Annotated in this window: 30 protein-coding genes; all 30 read left to right on the top strand. The window is 63.1% G+C overall.

Annotated elements, in window-relative coordinates:
* A partial coding sequence (gene tuf / locus BUA29_RS04195; protein WP_143148798.1) for an elongation factor Tu occupies window positions 1-996 on the top strand: 996 nt, incomplete at its 5' end.
* Between the two features lie 415 nt (window positions 997-1,411).
* The gene (gene rpsJ / locus BUA29_RS04190) at window positions 1,412-1,723 is read left to right on the top strand and encodes a 30S ribosomal protein S10 (protein WP_072755371.1); all 312 of its coding nucleotides are present in this window, start codon (window positions 1,412-1,414) and stop codon (window positions 1,721-1,723) included.
* An 11-nt stretch (window positions 1,724-1,734) separates the two neighbouring features.
* A complete protein-coding gene (gene rplC / locus BUA29_RS04185) occupies window positions 1,735-2,391 on the top strand; it encodes a 50S ribosomal protein L3 (protein ID WP_072755370.1) in 657 nt (218 codons plus the stop codon).
* A gap of 2 nt (window positions 2,392-2,393) precedes the next feature.
* Window positions 2,394-2,996, top strand: coding sequence for a 50S ribosomal protein L4 (gene rplD / locus BUA29_RS04180; RefSeq protein ID WP_072755369.1), 603 nt, complete (start codon window positions 2,394-2,396; stop codon window positions 2,994-2,996).
* A complete protein-coding gene (rplW, locus tag BUA29_RS04175; protein WP_072755368.1) occupies window positions 2,993-3,289 on the top strand; it encodes a 50S ribosomal protein L23 in 297 nt (98 codons plus the stop codon). Before rplD ends, rplW begins: the two co-directional genes overlap by 4 nt.
* A gap of 11 nt (window positions 3,290-3,300) precedes the next feature.
* Window positions 3,301-4,128, top strand: coding sequence for a 50S ribosomal protein L2 (gene rplB, locus BUA29_RS04170; RefSeq protein WP_072755367.1), 828 nt, complete (start codon window positions 3,301-3,303; stop codon window positions 4,126-4,128).
* A 6-nt stretch (window positions 4,129-4,134) separates the two neighbouring features.
* Window positions 4,135-4,401 (top strand): 30S ribosomal protein S19, encoded by a 267-nt coding sequence (gene rpsS / locus BUA29_RS04165; protein ID WP_072755366.1) that lies wholly within the window; start codon window positions 4,135-4,137, stop codon window positions 4,399-4,401.
* 10 nt (window positions 4,402-4,411) lie between these two features.
* Entirely contained in the window at window positions 4,412-4,747 is a 336-nt protein-coding gene (gene rplV, locus BUA29_RS04160) for a 50S ribosomal protein L22 (protein WP_143148797.1), read from the top strand.
* A 2-nt stretch (window positions 4,748-4,749) separates the two neighbouring features.
* A complete protein-coding gene (rpsC, locus tag BUA29_RS04155) occupies window positions 4,750-5,505 on the top strand; it encodes a 30S ribosomal protein S3 (protein ID WP_072755364.1) in 756 nt (251 codons plus the stop codon).
* Window positions 5,506-5,508: 3 nt separating this feature from the next.
* Window positions 5,509-5,922, top strand: a complete 414-nt coding sequence (gene rplP / locus BUA29_RS04150) for a 50S ribosomal protein L16 (RefSeq protein WP_072755363.1) — start codon at window positions 5,509-5,511, stop codon at window positions 5,920-5,922.
* A complete protein-coding gene (gene rpmC / locus BUA29_RS04145) occupies window positions 5,922-6,113 on the top strand; it encodes a 50S ribosomal protein L29 (protein WP_072755362.1) in 192 nt (63 codons plus the stop codon). The genes rplP and rpmC overlap by 1 nt, the downstream gene beginning before the upstream one ends.
* A 12-nt stretch (window positions 6,114-6,125) precedes the next feature.
* A complete protein-coding gene (gene rpsQ, locus BUA29_RS04140) occupies window positions 6,126-6,389 on the top strand; it encodes a 30S ribosomal protein S17 (RefSeq protein WP_072755361.1) in 264 nt (87 codons plus the stop codon).
* A 15-nt stretch (window positions 6,390-6,404) separates the two neighbouring features.
* Window positions 6,405-6,773, top strand: coding sequence for a 50S ribosomal protein L14 (gene rplN, locus BUA29_RS04135; RefSeq protein WP_072755360.1), 369 nt, complete (start codon window positions 6,405-6,407; stop codon window positions 6,771-6,773).
* A gap of 18 nt (window positions 6,774-6,791) precedes the next feature.
* The gene (gene rplX / locus BUA29_RS04130) at window positions 6,792-7,106 is read left to right on the top strand and encodes a 50S ribosomal protein L24 (protein WP_072755359.1); all 315 of its coding nucleotides are present in this window, start codon (window positions 6,792-6,794) and stop codon (window positions 7,104-7,106) included.
* Window position 7,107: 1 nt separating this feature from the next.
* Window positions 7,108-7,650, top strand: a complete 543-nt coding sequence (rplE, locus tag BUA29_RS04125; protein ID WP_072755358.1) for a 50S ribosomal protein L5 — start codon at window positions 7,108-7,110, stop codon at window positions 7,648-7,650.
* 9 nt (window positions 7,651-7,659) lie between these two features.
* Window positions 7,660-7,965, top strand: coding sequence for a 30S ribosomal protein S14 (rpsN, locus tag BUA29_RS04120; protein ID WP_072755357.1), 306 nt, complete (start codon window positions 7,660-7,662; stop codon window positions 7,963-7,965).
* Between the two features lie 177 nt (window positions 7,966-8,142).
* Window positions 8,143-8,538 carry a 30S ribosomal protein S8 gene (gene rpsH / locus BUA29_RS04115; RefSeq protein ID WP_072755356.1) on the top strand — a complete coding sequence of 132 codons (396 nt, stop codon included), beginning with the start codon at window positions 8,143-8,145 and terminating at the stop codon, window positions 8,536-8,538.
* A gap of 13 nt (window positions 8,539-8,551) precedes the next feature.
* Window positions 8,552-9,079: a 50S ribosomal protein L6 gene (gene rplF / locus BUA29_RS04110; RefSeq protein WP_072755355.1), complete on the top strand. Its 528-nt coding sequence runs from the start codon at window positions 8,552-8,554 to the stop codon at window positions 9,077-9,079.
* Window positions 9,080-9,121: 42 nt separating this feature from the next.
* Window positions 9,122-9,475 (top strand): 50S ribosomal protein L18, encoded by a 354-nt coding sequence (gene rplR / locus BUA29_RS04105; protein WP_072755354.1) that lies wholly within the window; start codon window positions 9,122-9,124, stop codon window positions 9,473-9,475.
* A gap of 152 nt (window positions 9,476-9,627) precedes the next feature.
* A complete protein-coding gene (rpsE, locus tag BUA29_RS04100; protein WP_072755353.1) occupies window positions 9,628-10,167 on the top strand; it encodes a 30S ribosomal protein S5 in 540 nt (179 codons plus the stop codon).
* Window positions 10,160-10,345 carry a 50S ribosomal protein L30 gene (gene rpmD / locus BUA29_RS04095; protein ID WP_072755352.1) on the top strand — a complete coding sequence of 62 codons (186 nt, stop codon included), beginning with the start codon at window positions 10,160-10,162 and terminating at the stop codon, window positions 10,343-10,345. The genes rpsE and rpmD overlap by 8 nt, the downstream gene beginning before the upstream one ends.
* Before the next feature lie 4 nt (window positions 10,346-10,349).
* A complete protein-coding gene (rplO, locus tag BUA29_RS04090; protein ID WP_072755351.1) occupies window positions 10,350-10,787 on the top strand; it encodes a 50S ribosomal protein L15 in 438 nt (145 codons plus the stop codon).
* A 28-nt stretch (window positions 10,788-10,815) separates the two neighbouring features.
* Window positions 10,816-12,144, top strand: coding sequence for a preprotein translocase subunit SecY (gene secY / locus BUA29_RS04085; RefSeq protein WP_084602337.1), 1,329 nt, complete (start codon window positions 10,816-10,818; stop codon window positions 12,142-12,144).
* Between the two features lie 333 nt (window positions 12,145-12,477).
* Entirely contained in the window at window positions 12,478-12,834 is a 357-nt protein-coding gene (gene rpsM, locus BUA29_RS04080) for a 30S ribosomal protein S13 (RefSeq protein WP_072755349.1), read from the top strand.
* Window positions 12,835-12,846: 12 nt separating this feature from the next.
* Window positions 12,847-13,242 (top strand): 30S ribosomal protein S11, encoded by a 396-nt coding sequence (gene rpsK / locus BUA29_RS04075; protein ID WP_072755348.1) that lies wholly within the window; start codon window positions 12,847-12,849, stop codon window positions 13,240-13,242.
* A gap of 19 nt (window positions 13,243-13,261) precedes the next feature.
* Window positions 13,262-13,891 carry a 30S ribosomal protein S4 gene (rpsD, locus tag BUA29_RS04070; protein WP_072755347.1) on the top strand — a complete coding sequence of 210 codons (630 nt, stop codon included), beginning with the start codon at window positions 13,262-13,264 and terminating at the stop codon, window positions 13,889-13,891.
* A 49-nt stretch (window positions 13,892-13,940) separates the two neighbouring features.
* Window positions 13,941-14,936, top strand: coding sequence for a DNA-directed RNA polymerase subunit alpha (locus tag BUA29_RS04065; protein WP_072755346.1), 996 nt, complete (start codon window positions 13,941-13,943; stop codon window positions 14,934-14,936).
* 212 nt (window positions 14,937-15,148) lie between these two features.
* Complete coding sequence (rplQ, locus tag BUA29_RS04060) at window positions 15,149-15,529, top strand: 50S ribosomal protein L17 (RefSeq protein WP_072755345.1); 381 nt, start codon at window positions 15,149-15,151, stop codon at window positions 15,527-15,529.
* A gap of 115 nt (window positions 15,530-15,644) precedes the next feature.
* Entirely contained in the window at window positions 15,645-16,163 is a 519-nt protein-coding gene (locus BUA29_RS04055) for a disulfide bond formation protein B (protein ID WP_072755344.1), read from the top strand.
* A 66-nt stretch (window positions 16,164-16,229) separates the two neighbouring features.
* Window positions 16,230-17,618, top strand: a complete 1,389-nt coding sequence (locus BUA29_RS04050) for a class II 3-deoxy-7-phosphoheptulonate synthase (RefSeq protein WP_072755343.1) — start codon at window positions 16,230-16,232, stop codon at window positions 17,616-17,618.
* The last annotated feature ends 1 nt before the right edge of the window (window position 17,619 follow it).

Below are 17,619 nucleotides of genomic sequence, written 5' to 3'. Positions count from 1 at the left end.
GCGCACGTGGAGTACGAGTCGCCGACCCGTCACTATGCGCACGTGGACTGCCCTGGGCACGCTGACTACGTGAAGAACATGATCACGGGTGCGGCGCAGATGGACGGTGCGATTCTGGTGGTGTCGGCGGCGGACGGCCCGATGCCGCAGACGCGCGAGCACATTCTGCTGGCCCGTCAGGTGGGTGTGCCGTACATCGTGGTGTTCCTGAACAAGGCGGACATGGTGGACGACGCCGAGCTGCTGGAGCTGGTGGAGATGGAGGTTCGCGACCTGCTCTCCAAGTACGACTTCCCGGGTGACGACACGCCGATCATCAAGGGTTCGGCGCTGAAGGCGCTGGAAGGCGACCAGTCGGAGATTGGTGTGCCGGCGATCATCAAGCTGGTGGACGCGCTGGACACCTACATTCCGGAGCCGCAGCGTGCGATTGACAAGCCGTTCCTGATGCCGGTGGAAGACGTGTTCTCGATCTCGGGTCGCGGCACGGTGGTGACGGGCCGTATTGAGCGCGGCACCATCAAGGTGGGCGACGAAGTGGAGATCGTGGGCATCCGTCCGACCCAGAAGACGACGGTGACCGGCGTGGAGATGTTCCGCAAGCTGCTGGATCAGGGTCAGGCGGGCGACAACGCGGGTCTGCTGCTGCGCGGCACCAAGCGTGACGAGGTGGAGCGTGGTCAGGTGCTGGCGAAGCCGGGCACGATCACGCCGCACACCGAGTTTGAGGCGGAAGTGTACGTGCTGTCGAAGGAAGAGGGCGGTCGTCACACGCCGTTCTTCAAGGGGTATCGTCCGCAGTTCTACTTCCGTACGACGGACGTGACGGGTTCGATCACGCTGCCGGAAGGCGTGGAGATGGTGATGCCGGGCGACAACGTGAAGATGGTGGTCACGCTGATTGCGCCGATCGCGATGGAAGAGGGTCTGCGGTTTGCGATCCGCGAGGGTGGCCGCACCGTCGGCGCCGGCGTGGTGTCGAAGATCCTGAAGTAAGTCGTTCCTGGTAGACGGGCTGCCGGAAGGGTGTTCCCTTTCGGCAGCCCTTGATGGTCCCAGGCTTTGAAGTTTTTTTCGCTTCGGGCTTGCGCCAGCGTCAGTGAGCTGATTACAATGTAAGACCCTTCCGCATTTGGGTTGCGGTTGGGATGCGAAATGAGGTGCAGGATGTGCCTCGTGTTCGCCAGACAGGGAGATGTCGCGTGGCAAGGCCTCGTCCGCACCGGAAGTTGTCCGGCGCATATCGGCGGGGTCTTTCGGCGCGTTCATGCAAACCTGGTCCGGCGGGCTGCTTCGCGGGGAAGACCTGGCGGGCGCGCAGATATAGAACCCAATCACGGTGGTACTCACGGGGTGTGGCGCATACGTTGCCGTCACGCCTGTCGCTCTTTTGATACGAGGCATTCCTCCCATGGCGGACCAGAAGATTCGCATCCGGCTGAAGGCGTTCGATCATCGTCTGATCGACCGTTCGGCCAGCGAGATCGTCGAGACGGCCAAGCGGACCGGCGCGCAAGTGCGTGGCCCGATCCCGCTGCCGACCAAGATCGAGCGTTACACCGTGCTGGTGTCGCCGCACGTCAACAAAGACGCGCGCGACCAGTACGAAACCCGCACGCACAAGCGCGTGCTCGACATCGTCGACCCCAATGACAAGACCGTGGACGCGCTGATGAAGCTCGAGCTCGCGGCGGGTGTCGATGTGCAGATCAAGTTGACCTGAGGGGGCCGCAGATGAGCGCGAAGAAGTATTCGCTCGGCATCGTCGGTCGCAAGGCCGGCATGAGCCGTATGTTCACCGAGGATGGTAAGTCGGTGCCGGTCACCCTGATCGAGGCGACGCCGAACCGCATCACCCAGATCAAGACGCTGGAAACCGATGGTTATTGCGCGGTCCAGGTCACGGCCGGGGTCCGTCGGGCCAGCCTGCTGACCAAGCCCGAGGCGGGGCACTTGGCCAAGGCCAAGGTGGAGCCGGGGCGTGGCCTGTGGGAGCTGCGTGTCGAGCCGGATCAGATTGCCGGTTTCGAAGTGGGTGGCGAAATCAAGGCTGACATTTTCCAGGTTGGTCAGCGTGTCGACGTCCAGGGTGTTACCAAGGGTAAGGGCTTCCAGGGCACGATCAAGCGCTGGAACTTCACCATGGGTGATGCCTCGCACGGTAACTCGCTGTCGCATCGTGCGCCGGGTTCGATCGGTCAGCGTCAGACCCCGGGTCGTGTGTTCCCGGGTAAGAAGATGGCGGGGCACATGGGGCATGTCACCCAGACCACCCAGGGTCTGCAGGTGGTCAAGGTGGATGCCGAGCGCGGTCTGATCGCGGTGCGTGGCGCCGTTCCTGGTGCGCCGGGTGGCGATGTGATCGTGCGCCCGACCAGCAAGGGAGTCTGAACATGGAGCTGAATGTCAATAATGGCGGCACGCTGGCCGTCTCTGAGGCGGTGTTCGGGCGCGCGTTCAACGAGGATCTCGTGCATCAGGTCGTGGTGGCGTACCGCAATGCGGCGCGCGCTGGCACCAAGGCGCAGAAGTCTCGTTCGGAAGTGCACGGCACCACCAAGAAGTCCAAGCGGCAGAAGGGTGGCGGTGCTCGTCACGGTGCATTGACCGCGCCGATCTTCGTTGGCGGCGGTGTCACGTTTGCGGCCAAGCCGCGCAGTTTTGCGCAGAAGGTCAACCGCAAGATGTATCGCGCGGCGATGGCGGCCATCCTGTCCGAGCTGAACCGTCAGGGTCGCATTACCGTGGTTGAGGCGTTCGATGTCGAGGCGCCCAAGACCAAGGGTCTGCTGACCAAGCTGGCCGAGCTGAAGGTGGGCACCCGTCCGCTGATCGTCACCGAGCAGGCGTCCGACAACCTGTATCTGTCTGCGCGCAATCTGCCTTACGTGCAGGTGCGTGACGTCCAGGGTCTGGATCCGGTCTCGCTGGTGAGCGCCGACACCGTGGTGGTGACGACCGAAGCGGTGAAGAAGATCGAGGAGTGGCTGGCATGAGCGCCAATCTGTATGAAGTGATTCGTGCGCCGCGCGTTTCCGAAAAGACAGCGCGTCTGCAGGAAGTGTCCAACCAGTACGTCTTCGAGGTCGCCAAGACTGCCACCAAGGCCGACGTCAAGGCCGCGGTCGAGAAGCTCTTCGACGTCAAGGTGGAGGCGGTGAACGTGGTCAATGTGAAGGGCAAGCGTAAGTCCTTCCGTTACCGTCAGGGCCGTCGCGGCGACTGGCGCAAGGCCTACGTCACCCTGGCTGAAGGCCAGTCGATCGACGTCATGACCGTTTCGGCCTAAGGAGCACATCCATGGCACTGATGACATTCAAGCCCACCTCCGCTGGCCGTCGTGCGATGGTCCGCGTGGTGACGCCCGATCTCCACAAGGGTGCGCCGTATGCGCCGTTGGTGGAAAAGAAGTCCAAGACCGGTGGTCGTAACCATCACGGTCGCATTACCACCCGCCACATCGGTGGCGGGCACAAGCACCACTACCGCATCATTGATTTCAAGCGCGACAAGGAAGGGATTCCCGCCCGTGTCGAGCGCATTGAATACGATCCCAACCGCACTGCCCACATTGCGTTGCTGTGCTACGCCGATGGTGAGCGTCGCTACATCATCGCCCCCAAGGGGCTGAAGGCGGGCGATCAGGTGATGTCGGGTCGCGATGTGCCGATCAAGCCGGGTAACACCCTGCCGCTGCGCAATATCCCGGTCGGTTCCACCGTGCATTGCGTCGAGATGAAGCCCGGCAAGGGTGCTCAGCTCGCTCGTGCCGCCGGTGCCGGCGTGCAGCTGGTCGCTCGCGAGGGTGTCTATGCCACCCTGCGCCTGCGCTCTGGCGAGATGCGCAAGGTGCCGGCCGAGTGCCGCGCCACCATCGGTGAGGTCGGCAACGACGAGCATGGTCTGGAGAAGCTCGGCAAGGCCGGTGCGAAGCGCTGGCGTGGCGTGCGCCCGACTGTGCGCGGTGCGGCGATGAACCCGGTCGATCACCCGCACGGTGGTGGTGAAGGCCGTGCCGGCCAGGGTAATCCGCACCCGGTATCGCCGTGGGGCGTGCCCACCAAGGGTTACAAGACCCGCAAGAACAAGCGCACCCAGCAGTTCATTGTGCGCGACCGCAGGAGCTAATCGGCAATGGCACGTTCACTCAAGAAAGGTCCGTTTATCGACCATCACCTGCAGAAGAAGGTGGAGGCTGCGGGTAGCAGCAAGAAGCCGATCAAGACCTGGTCGCGCCGCTCCACGATTCTGCCGGAAATGATTGGTCTCACCATTGCCGTTCATAACGGCAAGAACCACATCCCCGTGCTGATCAACGAAAACATGGTCGGCCACAAGCTTGGCGAGTTCGCCCTGACCCGTACGTTCAAGGGTCATGGCGGCGACAAGAAGTCGAAGTAAGGAGATGACGATGGAAGCGAAAGCAATCCTGCGCACCGCGCGCATCTCCCCGCAGAAAGCCCGGTTGGTTGCCGACCAGGTGCGTGGTCTGCCTGTGGCGCGCGCGCTTGATCTGCTCAAGTTCTCCGACAAGAAGGCTGCCGGCATGATCTACAAGGTCGTGTACTCGGCGGCGTCCAATGCCGAGAACAACAACGGTGCCGATGCGGACGCGTTGAAGGTCAAGGCCATCATGGTCGATGAAGGTCCCACGCTGAAGCGCTTCATGGCGCGTGCGAAGGGTCGTGGCACGCGCATCACCAAGCGCACCAGCCACATCACCGTGGTCGTGGGCGAGGGCAACTAATCATGGGTCACAAAGTCAATCCGATCGGCATCCGCCTTGGCATCGCCAAGGACTGGAACTCCAAGTGGTATGCCGGCAAGAAGCAGTTCGCCGAATACCTGGCTGGCGATCTCAAGGTGCGTGACGTATTGCGCAAGAAGCTGGCGCAGGCCGGGATCAGCAAGATCCTGATCGAGCGTCCGGCCAATAATGCGCGCGTCACCATCCACACGGCGCGTCCGGGCGTGGTGATCGGCAAGCGTGGCGAGGACATCGAGAAGCTGCGCAAGGAAGTCTCCGACATTCTCGGTGTGCCGGCGCACATCAATGTCACCGAAGTCCGCAAGCCGGAGCTCGATGCGCAGCTGGTGGCCGAGTCCATCGCCCAGCAGCTGGAGCGTCGCATCATGTTCCGTCGCGCCATGAAGCGTGCGGTCGGCAATGCCATGCGCCTGGGTGCGCTCGGCATCAAGGTCAATGTGGCCGGGCGTTTGAACGGGGCGGAAATCGCCCGTTCCGAGTGGTATCGCGAAGGCCGCGTGCCGCTGCATACCCTGCGTGCGGACATCGACTATGGCTTTGCCGAAGCCCACACGACCTACGGCGTGATCGGCATCAAGGTCTGGATCTACAAGGGCGAGATCTTCGATTTCTCCCAGGTGGGCCAGGAGAAGCAGGACGATACGCCGGCGCCGCGTGGCGACCGCGAACGTCCGCGCGGCCCGCGGCGTGAGCGTGATCGTGGCGAACGCGCCGAGCGTAGCGAGGCGAGGGAGTAAACCATGTTGCAACCCAAGCGAACCAAGTACCGCAAGGTCCAAAAAGGACGCAATGATGGCCTGAGCTGGAGCGGAAACGCGGTCAGCTTCGGCGAGTATGGGCTGCGGGCAACCTCCCACGGCCGTCTGACGGCACGCCAGATCGAGGCGGCACGTCGTTCCATCAGCCGCTATGTGAAGCGTGGCGGCAAGATGTGGATCCGCGTGTTCCCCGACAAGCCGATTACCAAGAAGCCCATCGAAGTTCGTATGGGTGCTGGTAAGGGTAACGTCGAATACTGGGTGGCTGAGGTGCAGCCCGGCCGGATGATTTATGAAATCGAGGGCGTGAGCGAAGAGGTGGCGCGCGAGGCGTTCCGCCTGGCGGCTGCCAAGCTCTCGGTCACCACTCAATTCGTGACCAGGACGGTGCGCTGATGGACATCAAGCAACTGCGTCAGAAGTCGGCGGACGAACTGAAGGCCCATCTGGCCGAACTGCATAAGGAGCGCTTTGCGCTGCGCATGCAGAAGGCCACCGGCCAGCTGCCTCCGTCCAAGATCCATGAGCCTCGCCGGGTGCGGCGCGAGATTGCTCGCGTCAACACGCTGCTTGGCCAGATGAAGTAAGGAACGGGCGTCATGACCGAACAAACCAAGAAGCTGCATACGGTCGAAGGCCGCGTGATCAGCAACAAGATGGACAAGACCGTGACGGTGCTCGTTGAGCGTCAGGTCAAGCATCCGCTGTACGGCAAGTACATCCGGCGCTCGACCAAGCTGCATGCCCACGATGCCGACAACGCCTGCAATGAGGGCGATTTCGTTCGCATTGCCGAGTGTGCGCCGCTGTCCAAGACCAAGAACTGGCGTGTGGTGGAAATCATCACCCGCGCCGCCGAGTAAGCAGGAGAGAGAGCCATGATCCAGATGCAGAGCTATCTCGACGTTGCCGACAACTCGGGTGCCAAGGAACTGATGTGCATCAAGGTGCTGGGCGGTTCCAAGCGCCGCTATGCCGGCATCGGCGACATCATCAAGGTGTCGGTGAAGGATGCGATTCCGCGCGGCAAGGTGAAGAAGGGCGACGTCTACGACGCCGTGGTGGTGCGGACCCGTAAGGGTGTGCGCCGGCCGGACGGCTCGCTGATTCGTTTCGATAGCAACGCCGCGGTGTTGCTGAACAACAAGCATGAGCCGATCGGCACCCGCATCTTCGGGCCTGTGACCCGTGAGCTGCGCTCCGAGAAGTTCATGAAGATCGTCTCGCTTGCACCCGAAGTGCTCTGAGGCGGAGGCAGGAGACCCATGAACCGTATCCGCAAGGGCGATCAGGTGATCGTCACCACCGGCAACAAGAAGATCAAGGGCCAGGTGGGCGAAGTGCTGCGTGTCGATGGTGACCGTGTGTACGTTGCCAACCTCAACCTGGTCAAGCGCCATGTCAAGCCCAATCCGCAGGCCGGCCAGCCCGGCGGCGTGATCGAGCGTGAGGCGCCCATCCACATTTCCAACGTGATGCTCTACAACCCGGCGACGGGCAAGGGCGAACGCGTTGCCACCAAGGTGCTGGAGAATGGAAAGCGCATCCGCGTGTTCCGCTCCAGCGGCGAGGCCATCTGATATGACCACCCGACTCGAGAAGTTCTACAAGGAAGAAGTGGTGCCGAAGCTGATGAAGCAGTTCGGCTACACCAATCCGATGGAAGTCCCCCGGCTCGTCAAGATCACCCTGAACATGGGTGTGGGCGAGGCGGCCACCAACAAGAAGGTGCTGGAAAACGCCGTCGCCGACATGGCCAAGATCGCCGGTCAGAAGCCGGTGGTCACCAAGTCGCGCATCTCGGTGGCTAGCTTCAAGATCCGTGATGGCTGGCCGATCGGCTGCAAGGTGACGCTGCGGCGTGCCCACATGTACGAATTCCTGGACCGCCTGATCAACATCGCGCTTCCGCGCGTGCGTGACTTCCGTGGTGTGTCCGGCCGTTCGTTCGACGGGCGTGGCAACTACAACATGGGTGTGAAGGAACAGATCATCTTCCCGGAAATCGACTTCGACGCCGTCGATGCGATCCGTGGCATGGATATCGCCATCACCACCACCGCCAAGACCGACGCCGAGGCCAAGGCCCTGCTTGAGGCCTTCCGCTTCCCGTTCCGCAACTAAGGACCGACCATGGCCAAGACCTGCATGATCAATCGCGAGGCCAAGCGTGCCAAGCTGGCCAAGCAACACGCTGCCAAGCGTGAGGCGCTGAAGAAGATCATCTCCAGCCAGGATGCGTCCTATGAGGAGAAGATGGCGGCAGCAGTGAAGCTGCAGAAGCTGCCGCGTGACTCCTCGCCGTGCCGGCAGACCACCCGCTGCGTCCTGACCGGTCGCCCGCGTGCGGTTTACAGCAAGTTCGGGCTGGGTCGCAACAAGCTGCGCGAAGCCACCATGCGCGGTGACGTGCCTGGTCTGCGCAAGGCCAGCTGGTAAGCCTCTGCCCACAGACGCTTCCGGTCTGCTACACTAACCGGCTCCACCGCTTGAATGGTGGAGCCGGTTCGGTCAAGCCCCTTTCGGGGCTTTGCCATCCAAGATGCCGGAGACGGTGTCGACAACCCGACAGATTTTCGCGAAAGCGGATATCGGTGCTACTCATCAGGTGAATCCATGAGCATGACTGATCCCATCGCCGACATGCTTGTCCGCATCAAGAATGCGGCCGCGGTTGGCAAGCCGACGGTGAAGATGCCGTCCTCCAAGATCAAAGTCGCGATTGCCAACGTCCTCAAGGAGGAAGGCTATATCGCGGACGCGCGTGTGATCCAGAACGGCGCCAAGGCCGAGCTGGAAATCGCGCTGAAGTACTACCAGGGCAAGCCGGTCATCGAGTTGCTGCAGCGCGTTTCGCGCTCTGGTCTGCGCCAGTATCGCGGCAAGGATGCTCTGCCGAAGGTGCTCGGCGGGCTCGGTATTGCCATCATTTCCACCTCCAAGGGCATCATGACCGATGCGCAGGCGCGCCAGCAGGGCGTCGGCGGCGAGGTCTTGTGCGTCGTGGCGTAAGGGAGAATCGAATATGTCCCGAGTTGCCAAGAAGCCCGTCGCCCTGGTCAAGGGTGTCGAAGTTACCGTTCAGGGCGAAATGATCAACGTCAAGGGCCCCAAGGGCACCCTGAGCATCGCCAAGCCGGCTGGTATTAATCTCAAGATCGAGAACGACCAGGCCCAGTTTTCCACCAATGATCCTGCGCTGGTGCCGATGACGGGTACCCTGCGTGCGATCCTGGCCAACATGGTCAAGGGCGTCAGCACTGGGTTCGAGCGCAAGCTCGAGCTGGTGGGCGTCGGTTACCGTGCGTCGATGCAGGGCAAGGATCTGAACCTGTCGCTGGGGTATTCGCACCCGATCCTGTTCACGCCGCCGGCCGGTATCACCATCACCACCCCGTCTCAGACCGAGATCGTCGTGTCTGGCGTCGACAAGCAGCTGGTCGGTGAGGTGGCTGCCAAGATTCGCGGGTACCGCCCGCCGGAGCCCTACAAGGGCAAGGGTGTGAAGTATTCCGACGAGACCATCATCCGCAAGGAAGCCAAGAAGGCGTAATCGCCGCGTCAGCGAGCGTCTTCAGCTTTCGGAGAGAAACCAATGGAAAAGAAAATCGCCCGCCTGCGTCGCGCCAAGTCCACCCGCGCGCGCATTCGCCAGCTCGGCGTCCCCCGTCTGTCCGTGCTGCGCACCGGTCAGCATCTGTACGCCCAGGTGTTTACCGCCGACGGCGCCAAGGTTCTGGTGTCGGCGTCCACGGTTCAGGCTGACGTCCGCGATGGCCTCAAGAGCTGCAAAAATCTCGAGGCTGCGGCCCGGGTTGGCCGTGTGATCGCTGAGCGTGCCAAGGCCGCCGGGATCGAGAAGGTGGCGTTCGACCGCTCTGGCTATCGCTATCACGGGCGCATCAAGGCATTGGCCGATGCGGCTCGCGAGGGTGGTCTGCAGTTCTAATCGACATGGCGGGCTAAGGCCTGCCATGTGGCTCGCCGGCGCGAGTGGCGCCGGGTGCCGGTTCCGGTTGCGGGGCCGGTAATTCAACCGCGGTATATCACAACGACAAGCGGCAACGCCGCAAATTTTCCACACACAATCGAGACATCGACATGGCAGAACAACGCGAACCCCGCGGGCGTGATCGCAATCGCGAGCGCGAAGAATTCGATGACGGCATGATCGAAAAGCTGGTCGCGGTCAACCGCGTCAGCAAGACCGTCAAGGGTGGTCGGCAGTTCACCTTCACCGCACTGACGGTGGTGGGTGATGGTGCCGGCCGGGTCGGCTTTGGGTATGGCAAGGCGCGCGAAGTGCCGACCGCCATTCAGAAGTCGATGGAATATGCCCGGCGCAACATGATCACGGTCGACCTCAACAACGGCACCCTCTACCATCCGGTCAAGGCCGGTCACGGTGCGGCGCGTGTGTTCATGCAGCCTGCGTCCGAGGGTACCGGTGTGATCGCCGGTGGTGCCATGCGCGCCGTCCTCGAGGCGGTGGGCGTCAAGAACGTGCTGGCCAAGGCGGTCGGCTCGCGTAATCCGATCAACCTGGTTCGCGCCACCGTCAAGGGGCTGCAGGCGATGCGTTCGCCGGCCCAGATCGCGGCCAAGCGCGGCAAGAAGGTGGAGGATCTGGTCAATGGCTAATGACAAGACCATCAAGGTGCGCCTGGTCAAGGGCCTGCGTGGCACGCAAGCACGTCATCGCCTGTCGGTGAAGGCGTTGGGCCTGGGCAAGGTGGGTAGCGTGCGCGAGCTGAAGGACAGCCCGCAGGTGCGTGGCCTGATCAATCAGCTGCACTATCTGGTGCAGGTGGAGGAGTAATCACATGAAGCTCAACACGCTCAAGCCCGCTGACGGCGCCCGTCGTGAGCGGACCCGGGTCGGCCGCGGGATCGGCTCTGGCCTGGGCAAGACCTGTGGCCGCGGTCACAAGGGTTCCTATGCCCGCGCCGGCAAGGGCAAGATCAAGCCCGGTTTCGAGGGCGGTCAGATGCCGATGCAGCGGCGCCTGCCCAAGGTGGGCTTCCGCTCGCTCAAAGCCAAGGACACCGTCGAGGTGTTGCTGTACAAGCTCGATACCCTGCCGGCCGGCGAAGTGACGTTTGCCGCGTTGCGCGAGGCCGGGTTGGTGCCCTCGACTGCCAAGCGCGCCAAGGTCGTGGCCAAGGGCAACGTCACCAAGGCCTTCGTGCTGAAGGGGATCGCGGCGACCGCCGGCGCCAAGGCGGCGATCGAGGCTGCCGGCGGCAGCCTGGCGGAGTAATCACGGCATGGCACGTACTGCGGATGCAATGGCCGGGCTGCTGGGTGCGGGCAAGTTCACCGAGCTTCGCTCGCGCCTGCTGTTCGTCATTGGCGCATTGATCGTCTATCGCATCGGCTGCTACATCCCGGTGCCTGGCGTCAATCCGCAGGCCATGCTGCAGCTGATGGAGTCGCAGAAAGGCACCATCGTGGACATGTTCAACATGTTCTCCGGTGGTGCCCTGCACCGGTTCAGCATCTTCGCGCTGAACGTGATGCCGTACATTTCGGCGTCGATCGTGATGCAGCTGATGGTGCAGATCTTCCCCAACCTCAAGGCGCTGCAGAAAGAAGGCGAGTCCGGCCGGCGCAAGATCACCCAGTATTCGCGCATCGGCTCGGTCTTCCTGGCGATCTTCCAGGCGGCTGGTATTGCCATCGCGCTGCAGCATCAGGGGGCCGGTAGCGGCATCCCGGTGGTGTACAACCCGGGGCCTGGCTTCGTGCTCACCGCCGTGGTCGCGCTGACCGCCGGTACCGTGTTCTTGATGTGGCTGGGTGAGCAGGTGACCGAGCGTGGCATCGGTAACGGTATCTCGCTGATCATTTTTGCCGGTATCGTTTCCGGTCTCCCCGGTGCCGTCCTGCATACCCTGCAACAGGCCAATGCGGGTGAGATGTCCTGGATCACGGTGTTCGTGATTCTCGGGATCGTGCTCGGGGTGACCTGGTTTGTGGTGTTCATGGAAAGCGGCCAGCGCCGCATCACCGTGAACTATGCCCGGCGGATGGGGGGGCGCGGCGGCTATCAGAACCAGACGTCCTTCCTGCCGCTCAAGCTCAACATGTCGGGCGTGATCCCGCCGATCTTTGCGTCGTCGATCATTATGTTCCCGGCCACCGCTTCGACCTGGTTCGGCCAGTCCGGTAGCACGGCCACCGTGTGGCTGCAGAAGATCAGCCAGATGTTGTCGCCGGGTGAGCCGCTGCACATGATCCTGTATGCGGCGCTGATCATTGGCTTTGCGTTCTTCTACACCGCGCTGGTGTTCAACTCGCAGGAAACGGCGGACAACCTGAAGAAGTCGGGCGCGCTGATTCCGGGTATCCGTCCGGGTAAGGCGACGGCTGAGTACATCGACGGGGTGCTGACCCGTCTCACCGGTGTCGGTGCGCTGTATCTGGTGCTGGTCTGCCTGTTGCCTGAGCTGATGCGCACCAAGCTGGGAACCTCGTTTTACTTTGGTGGCACTTCGCTGCTGATCGTGGTGGTGGTGGTGATGGACTTCATCGCCCAGGTGCAGGCGCACCTGATGTCGCACCAGTACGAAAGTCTGCTGAAGAAGGCCAACCTCAAGGGGCGCACCCCGCGTTAAGCGGCTGTGCCCCAAGCCCCGTCAGGGGCGATGGAACAACCGCCGGTTCGACATCTGCGCGAACCGGCACATGGGCGACTCCTGCGGCGATCCCGCGCAGGGGTGGTTCCGGGCCGATCCGCGCGCCGGAGTAGCGCGCGGGCAGGTTCCCGCCGTAAGGTGGGGCGCTGCCAGCCCGGAGCCGTCGCCGGAGCATGGGCACACTCCCCATGCCGGGTCTGGCTGCCTTTGGGCGGTTGGGCTTCCTTGAAGGCTCGGGATCCTGATAAAATCCATTGTTTCCCACGCCGGGTCTGGTGGCCCGGTGGCATTGCGTATATTGGAGATCGCCTCATGGCGCGTATTGCAGGTGTCAACCTGCCTGCCCAGAAGCATGTCTGGGTTGGGCTGCAAAGCATCTACGGCATTGGCCGTACCCGTTCCAAGCAGATCTGTGAAGCGGCGGGCGTCAATCCGTCGACCAAGATCCGTGACCTGTCCGAGCCGGAAGTCGAGCGTCTGCGCGCCGAGGTCGGCAAGTACACGGTTGAGGGTGACCTCCGCCGTGAGGTCGGCATGGCGATCAAGCGCCTGATGGACCTGGGCTGCTACCGCGGCCTGCGTCACCGCCGCGGCCTGCCTGTGCGCGGCCAGCGTACCCGTACCAACGCGCGTACCCGTAAGGGCCCGCGCAAGGCCATCAAGAAGTAAGGAACCCACACCATGGCCAAGCCGGCTGCTGCCAACAAGACCAAGAAGAAGGTCAAGCGAGTCGTCACCGACGGCATCGCCCACGTCCACGCGTCCTTCAACAACACCATCGTCACCATCACCGACCGCCAGGGCAATGCGCTGGCGTGGGCGACCTCGGGTGGTTCGGGCTTCCGCGGTTCCCGCAAGTCCACCCCGTTCGCCGCACAGGTTGCCGCCGAAAAGGCCGGCAAGGCTGCGTTGGAGTACGGCGTGAAGGCGCTGGAAGTCCGCATCAAGGGCCCGGGTCCGGGCCGCGAATCCGCCGTTCGTTCGTTGAACAACGTCGGCTACAAGATCCTCAACATCATCGACGTGACGCCGATCCCGCACAACGGGTGCCGTCCGCCGAAGAAGCGTCGTGTCTGACGCGCGGGAGCACTAGAACATGGCTCGTTATATCGGTCCCACCTGTAAGCTCGCCCGCCGTGAGGGCGTTGATCTGTCGCTCAAGTCGCCGGCGCGCGCACTCGATTCCAAGTGCAAGCTGGAGCAGAAGCCCGGCCAGCATGGCGCCAATGCCCGCAAGGGCAAGCTGTCTGACTATGCGATGCAGCTGCGCGAGAAGCAAAAGGTCAAGCGCATCTACGGTCTGCTCGAGCGTCAGTTCCGTAACTACTACAAGAAGGCCTCGAACCAGAAGGGCAACACCGGTGAAAACCTGTTGCAGCTGCTGGAAACCCGTCTGGACAACGTTGTCTACCGGATGGGCTTTGCGGTCACCCGCCCGGCGGCGCGCCAGCTGGTCAGCCACCGCGGCGTGCTGGTCAATGGCAAGCCGGTCAATCTGCCGTCCTACCAGGTCAAGGCGGGCGATGCGATCTCCCTGTCCGAGAAGGCGCAGAAGCAGCTGCGTGTGAAGGAAGCGCTGACGCTGGCTGAGCAGATGAACCTGTCGCCGTCCTGGGTCGAGGTCGATGCCAGCAAGTTCTCCGGCGTCTTCAAGGCCGTTCCGGATCGCGCCGATCTGCCCAGCGACATCAACGAAGCGCTGATCGTCGAGCTGTACTCGAAGTAAGCCATTGCCACCGGCCTGCGCTTGCGCAGGCCCGCAGGAGACTCCCCGAATGACGGTTACCGCCACCCAAGTGTTGCGCCCGCGCGCGCCGCAGATCGAGCGCATCACCGATACCCGCGCCAAGGTTGTGATCGAGCCGCTGGAGCGCGGTTACGGGCATACCATCGGCAACGCGCTGCGCCGCGTGTTGCTGTCGTCGATCCCTGGCTTTGCGATCACCGAAGTCGAGATCGATGGCGTGTTGCACGAATACACCACGGTCGAGGGCCTGCAGGAAGACGTGCTGGAAGTCCTGCTCAATCTCAAGGACGTCGCCATCCGCCTGCATAGCGGGGATTCCGATGTCCTGGAGCTGAAGAAGCAGGGCCCCGGCGTGGTCACTGCGGGCGACATCAGGACCACCCACAATGTCGAGATCGTCAATCCCGACCATGTCATCGCCACCCTGACCAAGGATGTGGCCTTGAGCATGCGTCTGACGGTCAACCGCGGCTTTGGCTACCAGCCAGCCGCTGCCCGTCGTCGGCCCGACGAGGACAACCGCACGATCGGCCGGCTGATGCTCGATGCATCGTTCTCGCCGGTGCGCCGGGTGGCTTATTCGGTCGAGGCGGCGCGTGTGGAGCAGCGTACCGACCTGGACAAGCTGATCCTGGAGATCGAGACCAACGGCACCATTGATGCCGAGGAGGCGGTGCGCACCGCCGCCGACATCCTGACCGATCAGCTGTCGGTGTTTGGTGACTTCACCCACCGCGAGCGTGGCAGCAAGCAGCAGGCCAGCAGTGGTGTCGATCCGATGCTGCTGCGTCCGATCGACGACCTCGAGCTGACCGTGCGCTCTGCCAACTGCCTGAAGGCCGAGAGCATCTACTACATCGGTGATCTGATCCAGAAAACCGAAGTCGAGCTGCTCAAGACCCCCAATCTCGGCAAGAAGTCGCTGACCGAGATCAAGGAAGTGCTGGCGCAGCGTGGGCTGTCGCTGGGCACCAAGCTGGACAACTGGCCGCCGGCCGGTGCCAGCCACGGCATGCTTGGCTGATCCTAGTGGCGGGCGGCCGCGCGCGGTCGCCCGCATCGGACATCGTTTTTTCATCCATGCAATAACGCCGACGGGCTCACCCCGCGGCACTCCGATCCAAGGACAGGATCGGTCAGGGCCAACCGCAGTCCATCTGCCCATGACAGGGCAAACCGCCGGGAAGGCGACAGCGAAGTTCAACGTTTCAACCTTCATCTTCAGGAATCCAAGCCATGCGCCACCAGAAAGCCGGCCGCAAGTTCAACCGCACCAGCGCCCACCGTCAGGCGATGCTCTCGAACATGGCGGCGTCGCTGTTCAAGCACGAAATCATCCGCACCACCCTGCCCAAGGCCAAGGAGCTGCGCCGCGTCGCCGAGCCGCTGATCACGCTGGCCAAGACCGACGGCGTGGCCAACCGCCGCTTGGCGTTTGCCCGTCTGCGTGACAAGGAGGCGGTGGGCACCCTGTTCACCGTGCTGGGGCCGCGCTACGCGCAGCGTCCGGGTGGCTACCTGCGCATCCTCAAGTGCGGCTTCCGCGCGGGTGACAATGCGCCGATGGCGTATGTCGAGCTGGTCGATCGCCCGCAGCAGCCGCAGGCGGCCGAGTAATCCGGTTTTCCGGCCATCCCCGTCCCCGAGTGTTGTGCGAAAAACCCCGGCCCTCCGGGGTTTTTTCGTAGGCCTTGCACGGCGCATAATCAGGCATCGTTCTGAAGGATCCGGCATGAATCCCTTGCACTGGTCGTTTCGTACCCAGTTTCTGTTCGGTTTTGCCTGTTGTGCCGGGTTGCTGGGCTATGCCCTGTACGTGCAGTTCAGGCTAGGCATCGAGCCGTGCCCATTCTGCATCTTCCAGCGCCTGTGCTTTGCGGCGCTGGGGTTGGTGTTTCTGGCTGGTGCGCTGCATGATCCCCGTCGCCCTGGGGCACGCAAGGCCTGGGCGCTGCTGGCCTGCCTGCCGGCGTTGGCCGGCGTGGCGTATGCCGGGCGTCACAGCTGGGTCCAGTTGCATCCGCCCGCGTTGCCTAGTTGTGGCCCAGGAATCAACTTCATCGTGGAGCAATATTCCTGGCTGGGCGCGGCGCGCCGGGTGCTGCAGGCCACCGGTGACTGCGCCAACATCGACTGGCAGTTTCTCGGCCTGACCATGCCGATGTGGGCGTTGCTGTGGTTCATCGGTCTGGGTGTGGGCGCCCTGTATGCGGGGTTTCGGCCGCGCCAGAACGCGATGTTCCGGCGTTGACCGTTGCAGCCGCGGGCGGTGCAGGGGATGATGCACAGCCCCATTGCTGCAGATCGTTTGTCATCTATGTCCAGCGCGCCCGTACCTGCATCCCCCGTGACTGCGCCGTCGGCGCAGAGCTGGGCGCCGTCGAGCTGGCGCAGTAAACCCGCCGTGCAGATGCCGGTTTACCCGGATGCGGCCGCGCTGGCTGCGGCGCAAGACGAGTTGCGCACCCTGCCGCCGCTGGTGACCTCGCGCGAAATCCTGGCACTTCGCCAACAGCTGGCCGATGCCCAGGATGGGCGCCGGTTCGTTCTGCAAGGGGGCGATTGCGCCGAGAGCTTCGCCGACTGTAATGCCGGGGTCATCACCAACCGGCTCAAGGTGTTACTGCAGATGAGCCTGGTGCTGGTGCACGGGCTGAAGGTGCCGGTGGTGCGGGTGGGCCGCTTTGCGGGTCAATACGCCAAGCCGCGCTCGGCGGACACCGAAACCCGTGATGGCCAGACCTTGCCCAGCTATCGCGGCGACATGGTCAATGGCCCGGAGTTCACGGCAGCCGCGCGGGTGCCTGATCCGCGGCGGATGATCAAAGCGCACGCCCGTTCGGCGATGACCATGAACTTCGTGCGTTCGCTGATCGACGGCGGATTTGCCGACCTGCACCATCCCGAATACTGGGGGCTGGGCTGGGTTGAACAATCCCCGCATGCGGCCGAATACCAGAAGATGGTGGAGAGCATCGGCGATGCCGTGCGCTTCATGGAGACGCTGGCCGGGCGCACCATGCAGAGCCTGAACCGGGTGGAGTTCTACACCTCGCACGAGGCGCTGCTACTTCCCTACGAAGAGGCGCTGACGCGGCAGGTGCCGCGTGCCGACGGGTGGTTCAACTTGAGCACGCATTTCCCCTGGATCGGCATGCGCACGGCAGCGCTGGACGGGGCGCATGTGGAGTATTTCCGCGGCATCCGCAATCCGGTGGCGGTCAAAATCGGGCCGTCGGTGACCGCAGACCAGCTGTTGCGGCTGATCGATGTGCTCAATCCGGATGATGAACCCGGCCGGCTGACGTTGATCCATCGCATGGGGGCCAGCCAGATTGCCGAGCGTCTGCCGCCTCTGTTGGAGGCGGTGCGGCGTGCTGGGCGTCGGGTGCTGTGGATCTGTGATCCGATGCACGGCAACACCGAGTCCACCCATAACGGTTACAAGACCCGCCGTTTCGAGAACATTCGTCACGAGATCGAACAGGCCTTCGACCTGCACGCAGCAGCCGGCACACGGCTGGGCGGTGTGCATCTGGAGTTGACCGGGGAAAACGTCACCGAGTGCCTGGGCGGTGCGCGCGAGTTGACCGAGATCGATCTGCAGCGTGCATACCGCACCACGGTCGATCCCCGGCTGAACTATGAGCAGGCGTTGGAAATCGCCATGCTGATCGTGCGCAAGCGCGGCGCGATCGCCGGCTGAT

Origin of the sequence: Thermomonas hydrothermalis (assembly GCF_900129205.1) — a bacterium.
Lineage (GTDB): Bacteria > Pseudomonadota > Gammaproteobacteria > Xanthomonadales > Xanthomonadaceae > Thermomonas > Thermomonas hydrothermalis.
Note: the sequence above shows the minus strand (reverse complement) of the source record. Positions and strands in the feature narration are given on the sequence as shown.